General features: G+C 33.8%; 8 protein-coding genes. 7 read left to right on the forward strand and 1 reads right to left on the reverse strand.

Translation table 11 applies throughout. From position 1 onward, the window contains the following. Positions 1 to 45: 45 nt before the first annotated feature. Positions 46 to 1,629 (reverse strand): hypothetical protein, encoded by a 1,584-nt coding sequence (locus tag RMO70_RS02740; protein WP_310554896.1) that lies wholly within the window; start codon positions 1,627 to 1,629, stop codon positions 46 to 48. A gap of 332 nt (positions 1,630 to 1,961) precedes the next feature. Here RMO70_RS02740 and rpsL point away from each other — a divergent pair, with 332 nt between their 5' ends. From rpsL to rplW, 7 genes are all read left to right on the forward strand, one after another. Continuing rightward, a complete protein-coding gene (rpsL, locus tag RMO70_RS02745) occupies positions 1,962 to 2,345 on the forward strand; it encodes a 30S ribosomal protein S12 (RefSeq protein ID WP_011963473.1) in 384 nt (127 codons plus the stop codon). Between the two features lie 26 nt (positions 2,346 to 2,371). Continuing rightward, positions 2,372 to 2,848 (forward strand): 30S ribosomal protein S7, encoded by a 477-nt coding sequence (gene rpsG / locus RMO70_RS02750; protein WP_310554897.1) that lies wholly within the window; start codon positions 2,372 to 2,374, stop codon positions 2,846 to 2,848. A gap of 12 nt (positions 2,849 to 2,860) precedes the next feature. After that, positions 2,861 to 5,017, forward strand: a complete 2,157-nt coding sequence (gene fusA, locus RMO70_RS02755; protein ID WP_310554898.1) for an elongation factor G — start codon at positions 2,861 to 2,863, stop codon at positions 5,015 to 5,017. Between the two features lie 11 nt (positions 5,018 to 5,028). After that, positions 5,029 to 5,334 carry a 30S ribosomal protein S10 gene (rpsJ, locus tag RMO70_RS02760; RefSeq protein WP_135527138.1) on the forward strand — a complete coding sequence of 102 codons (306 nt, stop codon included), beginning with the start codon at positions 5,029 to 5,031 and terminating at the stop codon, positions 5,332 to 5,334. Positions 5,335 to 5,438: 104 nt separating this feature from the next. Further along, positions 5,439 to 6,056, forward strand: coding sequence for a 50S ribosomal protein L3 (gene rplC, locus RMO70_RS02765; RefSeq protein ID WP_310554899.1), 618 nt, complete (start codon positions 5,439 to 5,441; stop codon positions 6,054 to 6,056). Further along, positions 6,056 to 6,685, forward strand: a complete 630-nt coding sequence (gene rplD / locus RMO70_RS02770) for a 50S ribosomal protein L4 (protein ID WP_310554900.1) — start codon at positions 6,056 to 6,058, stop codon at positions 6,683 to 6,685. The genes rplC and rplD overlap by 1 nt, the downstream gene beginning before the upstream one ends. A gap of 6 nt (positions 6,686 to 6,691) precedes the next feature. Further along, the coding region (gene rplW / locus RMO70_RS02775; RefSeq protein ID WP_310554901.1) for a 50S ribosomal protein L23 at positions 6,692 to 6,820 on the forward strand (129 nt) is incomplete at its 3' end.

Raw genomic sequence — 6,820 nt, forward strand, 5'->3', positions numbered from 1 at the left:
TAGAAATCTAAATGATCTAAAAAATCTAAGAATCTAAAAATCCGTTTAAAATCTCGCCTTAAAACTAATATGTACGATAGAATTCGACAATTTTATAGTTTGATTTTTAGTGCTTCCGTTGGCATACACCAAGTTAAAAAGTCCGTTTTTGGTAAGCAACCCAAATCCAAAACCCAAACCAACTAAATTATTGCTTGTATTGGAGGTCTTGTCTTGGTAATAACCATAATCAATAATAGAGTGAATGTAAATACTCTCATTTGGAATATAGCGATATTCGGTCAAAATAGACGAAAAAATGTTGCCTTGCAAACTGTTTTCGTTAAAACCACGAATAGAATTAATGCCTCCAAAACGATTCAACTCATTGATAATATAAGTGTCGCTTTTTAAATAGTAATTATGACTTTTTACATTAAAAACATTTTTTTTATTCAAGTATATATTCTGACTCCAATTTAAAGTTGCAAAAAACTGACTGTTGTTATTTAACTTGGAGGTTCTTTTTCCAGTACCAACTTTAAAATAAATTTGTGTTTTATCTGGAAACAAATAATCATCAGGATTAAATATTGTAAAATCCAAATGCGAAGTAATAAAGGAGTTTTCAAAATCGCTAATAATTGAAGAATTTGTGTTTTGTATGTCGCTAGATTCTGCATTTTGATACCCTAAAAAAACTTTTGTGTTGTAATTGAAATAATAACCTAAATCAATTGAAGTTTGTGTGTTTTGAAAAATACTATCTTGTTTAAAAATGTTTAATTGTGCTTTTATGCCAAGAGGACTTTTAAATAAATATGGAATTTCGATAGCTCCATTAAATGTTTTTTGGTTCTTGCCATCACTTTTCCAATACAGATTAAACTTTTCACCGCCATTCAAAATATTTTGCAATTGCAAATCAAGATAGCCATTTACAATTAGTTTCTTTTCTTCGTCGTTATTAAAACCTATAAAACCATCAAAAGTATTTGGTTTTGATTTTTCTAGATACACATATACTTTGGTAGAATCTTTAGTGAACAGAATTTCGGGATATTTGGGTTGGCTTACAAATCGAAGTTTCTCAAAATCAGTATGTATCTTTTTTAAATTTTCTTGATTAAAAACTTTGTTTCGATACAATCGTTGGATGTTTTTTTTGTGGCCTTCAGGAAATTTATCATAACCATTAATAACAATTCCGTCAAGAGTTCTAATCTTTTCAGCTTTCAAACTTAAATCAGCATAAAGCTCCTTTTTTTTAATCTTAAAGTTTACCAATTGTAATTGCGCCAATGAGAATCCTTTTTTCTCTAACTTAAACAAAGCGTTGTTCATAAAGTTTTCCGTTTCGGAAATAGGAATTTTTAAGGTGTCTTTTTCTAAATCTAAAATAACAGTATTTTTACCTATATATATATGTATAAATTTATTTTTATTTCCAATTTGATATTTTACTTGAAAAGTGGAGTCGTTTACCTTCAGTGGCTCTTCATTTTTAGATTCTAAAAAACCATTTTTTAATAATTTATCCGAAAACAAATTAATTTCGTCAAGTATCGATTTTGTATTGTTTTGTTTTTTAGAATAACCAAAAGAATCAATCAATTTAGTATCTAAAGGAGTACTGCTTTTGATTTCCAAATACAAGTTTTGCGCCAAAATGTTTTGGCAAATAATGAAAGTAAAGAAGAATAAAAAAGATTTCAAATCAAAATATTTAATACAATAACGAAAAAAAGGAATGTTTCTTATTGAAATTCAAATGTAAAACAATAACATTGAAATAGACATAAATTAAAGGGGCGATATTAAATTTTCATTAAGATGGGAGTGATTCTTATCTCATTAAAAAACAAATATTTAGTTATTATAAAAATTAATGTATTATGGTTTGTTTCGTTAAAAAATATTTGTACATTTGCAACCCGTAAAAAGCGGGATATTTATAAACAAGTAATTTTTAGTATTTAATTATGCCAACAATTCAACAATTAGTAAGAATAGGAAGAACCAAAATGACTAAGAAGTCTAAATCGGTTGCTCTAGATTCTTGTCCTCAAAGAAGAGGTGTTTGTACGCGTGTTTACACTACGACTCCAAAAAAACCAAACTCTGCAATGCGTAAAGTTGCGCGTGTACGTTTGACAAACGGTAACGAAGTAAATGCCTACATCCCTGGAGAAGGACACAATCTACAAGAGCACTCGATAGTATTAGTCAGAGGTGGAAGGGTAAAAGATTTGCCAGGAGTTAGGTATCACATTGTTCGTGGTGCGCTTGATACATCAGGTGTGGCAGGAAGAACACAAAGAAGATCTAAGTACGGAGCAAAACGCCCAAAAGAGGCTAAAAAGTAATTTTTAAAAACTTTTAAGAAAAAGAAATGAGAAAAAGAGCGGCAAAGAAAAGACCACTTTTACCAGATCCAAGGTTTAATGACCAATTGGTAACGCGTTTTGTAAACAACTTAATGTGGGATGGTAAGAAATCAACAGCTTTCAAAGTATTTTATGATGCAATTGACATTATAGAATCTAAAAAGCAAGATGCTGAAAAAGCATCATTAGATATTTGGAAAGATGCACTTACAAACGTTATGCCTCACGTAGAAGTACGTAGTCGTAGAGTAGGTGGAGCTACATTCCAAATACCAATGCAAATTCGTCCAGACAGAAAAATCTCTATGGCAATGAAGTGGTTAATACTTTATTCTAGAAGAAGAAACGAAAAGTCTATGGCGCAAAGATTGGCTTCAGAATGTTTGGCTGCGGCTAAAGAAGAAGGAGCAGCTGTTAAGAAAAGAATGGATACTCACAAAATGGCAGAAGCTAACAAAGCTTTCTCTCACTTTAGATTTTAATTCTTAAGAAAAATGGCTAGAGAACTTAAATATACAAGAAACATAGGTATTGCTGCTCATATTGATGCTGGTAAAACAACAACAACAGAGCGTATATTATTCTATACTGGAAAATCACATAAAATTGGTGAAGTGCACGATGGTGCAGCAACAATGGACTGGATGGCGCAAGAGCAAGAAAGAGGTATTACAATTACCTCAGCTGCTACTACTTGTGAATGGAATTTCCCAACTACTCAAGGTAAAGTTTTACCTGAAACATTGCCTTATCACTTTAATATTATCGATACCCCAGGACACGTTGACTTTACAGTTGAAGTAAACCGTTCTTTGCGTGTTCTTGATGGATTAGTTTTCTTGTTTAGTGCTGTTGATGGTGTTGAGCCGCAATCAGAAACTAACTGGAGATTAGCGGATCAATACAGAGTGCCACGTATCGGTTTTGTTAATAAAATGGACAGACAAGGTTCTAACTTTTTGATGGTATGTCAACAAGTAAGAGACATGCTAAAGTCTAACGCAGTTGCAATCACTTTGCCTATTGGTGAAGAAAATGATTTCAAAGGAGTTGTGGATTTAGTGAGAAACCAAGCTATTGTTTGGGATGAAGAAGGTATGGGAGCAACTTACGAGATTGTGCCTATTCCTGAAGATATGCTTGCTGAAGTTAAGGAATACAGAGGAATTCTTATTGAAGCAGTAGCTTCTTATGATGAGAATTTGCTTGAAAAGTTTATGGAAGACGAAACTTCAATTACTGAAGAAGAAATCAATACAGCTTTAAGAGCTGCTGTTATGGATATGGCTATCATTCCTATGATTGCTGGATCTTCTTTCAAAAACAAAGGAGTTCAATTTATGTTAGATGCAGTATGTAAATATTTGCCATCTCCAATGGATAAAGAAGGTATCGAAGGGATTCATCCTGATGATGCTGATTTATTAGAAGAAGATCAAACTAAAATTTTGCGTAAGCCAGATGTTAAAGAGCCATTCGCTGCTTTAGCATTTAAAATTGCTACTGACCCATTCGTAGGTCGTTTAGCTTTCTTCCGTGCTTATTCAGGACGTTTAGATGCTGGTTCTTATGTTTTGAACACTCGTTCAGGAAACAAAGAAAGAATTTCTCGTATCTATCAAATGCATGCTAACAAACAAAATCCAATCGATTATATCGAAGCAGGTGATATTGGAGCGGCAGTTGGATTTAAAGATATTAAAACTGGAGATACATTGTGTGATGAAAAACACCCAATAATTCTTGAGTCAATGAAATTCCCTGCGCCAGTAATTGGTATCGCTATTGAGCCAAAAACGAAAGCTGACGTTGATAAAATGGGTATGGCTTTGGCTAAATTGGCTGAAGAAGATCCAACATTTACGGTGAGAACGGATGAAGCTTCGGGACAAACTATTATATCAGGTATGGGTGAGCTTCACTTAGATATCTTGGTAGATAGAATGAAACGTGAATTCAAAGTTGAAGTAAACCAAGGTGAGCCTCAAGTTGAATATAAAGAAGCATTTACAAAGTCTGCTCAGCATAGAGAAACGTACAAGAAACAATCTGGAGGTCGTGGTAAATTCGGTGATATCGTATTTAAATTAGAGCCTGCTGATGAAGTTGATGGTAAGCCTGCTGTAGGTTTGCAGTTTGTTAATGCAGTGAAAGGTGGTAACGTTCCTAAAGAATATATTCCATCTGTAGAAAAAGGTTTCCGTGAAGCTATGAAAACAGGTCCTCTTGCAGGGTATCAGGTAGATAGTTTGAAAGTAACTTTATTAGATGGTTCTTTTCACCCAGTCGATTCAGATGCACTTTCTTTTGAACTTGCAGCTAGAATGGGTTATAGAGAAGTAGCTAAAGCTGCTGGAGCAATTGTTTTGGAGCCAATCATGAAAATGGAAGTTATTACACCTGAGGAAAACATGGGAGATATCGTAGGTGATATCAACCGTCGTAGAGGTCAAGTGAATGACATGGGTGACAGAAATGGTGCTAAAACTATCAAAGCGGATGTGCCTTTGTCAGAAATGTTTGGTTATGTAACTACATTAAGAACATTGTCATCTGGTAGAGCAACTTCAACAATGGAGTTTTCACACTATGCAGAAACGCCTTCTAATATTTCAGAAGCGGTAATTAAAAAAGCAAAAGGTAACGCCTAATTCTTAAGAAAATGAGTCAAAAAATCAGAATAAAATTGAAATCTTATGATCATATGTTGGTAGATAAGTCTGCTGAAAAGATTGTAAAAACTGTAAAAAGTACAGGCGCTGTAGTAACGGGTCCTATTCCATTACCAACTCACAAAAAACTTTTCACAGTATTGCGTTCTCCACACGTTAACAAAAAAGCGAGAGAGCAATTTGAAGTGATGTCTTATAAAAGATTATTGGATATTTACTCTTCCTCTTCAAAAACAATTGACGCTCTAATGAAATTAGAGTTGCCAAGCGGAGTAGAAGTAGAGATAAAAGTCTAATTAATTTAGATAAAAAGTATTTAGGGATTAAGTTTTGTTATTCAAAACTTAATCCCTACTTTTGCACACTCAAAAAAATAAGTAGTAATTATAATTAATTAAATATGTCTGGGTTAATCGGAAGAAAAATTGGCATGACTAGCATCTTTGACGAGAACGGGAAAAACATTCCTTGTACTGTTATTGAAGCAGGACCGTGCGTAGTTACCCAAGTCAGAACCAAAGGTGTTGACGGGTATGAAGCTCTACAACTTGGTTTCGATGACAAAAACGAGAAACACTCCACTAAAGCGGACTTAGGTCATGCTAAAAAAGCTGGAACTGTTGCTAAGAAAAAAGTCGTTGAATTCCAAGGATTCGAAAATGAGCACAAATTAGGAGATGTTATCTCTGTTGATCTATTCTCTGAAGGAGAGTTCGTAGATGTTCAGGGTGTATCAAAAGGTAAAGGTTTTCAAGGGGTTGTTAAACGTCACGGTTTTGGTGGTGTTGGACAAGCAACTCACGGACAACACAACCGTTTGAGAGCGCCAGGTTCTGTAGGAGCTTCTTCTTATCCATCTAGAGTATTCAAAGGAATGCGAATGGCTGGAAGAATGGGTGGAGATAATGTAAAAGTACAAAATCTAAGAGTTTTAAAAGTAGTGGCTGAAAAGAACCTACTTGTTATTAAAGGATGTATTCCTGGATGTAAAGACTCTTACGTAATCATTCACAAGTAATGGAAGTAAAAGTTTTAAATATCAACGGAAAAGAAACTGGCAGAAAAGTTCAACTATCTGATTCAGTTTTCGCAATCGAGCCTAATAAGCATGCGGTATATCTTGATGTTAAGCAATACTTAGCAAATCAAAGACAAGGAACTCACAAAGCTAAAGAAAGAGCTGAAGTTGCTGGAAGTACACGTAAGATTAAAAAGCAAAAAGGTACAGGTACAGCTCGTGCTGGTAGTGCAAAAAACCCTTTATTCAAAGGTGGAGGTAGAGTTTTTGGACCACGTCCAAGAAGTTATTCTTTCAAATTGAATAAAACGGTGAAGCGTTTAGCTAGAAAATCAGCTTTCTCAATCAAGGCAAAAGAAGCAAATATTATAGTAGTAGAAGACTTCACATTCGAAGCTCCAAACACTAAGAATTTCATCAATGTTTTGAAAGCGTTAGGGTTAGAAAATAAAAAATCGTTATTCGTGTTGGGTGATTCAAATAAAAATGTATATTTGTCGTCACGTAATTTAAAAGCGTCTAATGTGTTAACTAACTCAGAATTAAGTACTTATGCGATATTAAACGCAAATAATTTAGTTCTTTTAGAAGGATCTTTAGAAGGAATTGAAGAAAATTTAAGTAAATAATAGGCCATGAGTATCATAATTAAACCTATCGTAACAGAAAAAATGACCAAAGCAGGTGAAGTATTCAACCGTTTTGGCTTCGTTGTAGACAAAAAAGCAAACAAAGTACAAATTAAGAAAGCTATTGAAGCTGCT

Origin of the sequence: Flavobacterium sp. (assembly GCF_031422135.1) — a bacterium.
GTDB lineage: Bacteria > Bacteroidota > Bacteroidia > Flavobacteriales > Flavobacteriaceae > Flavobacterium.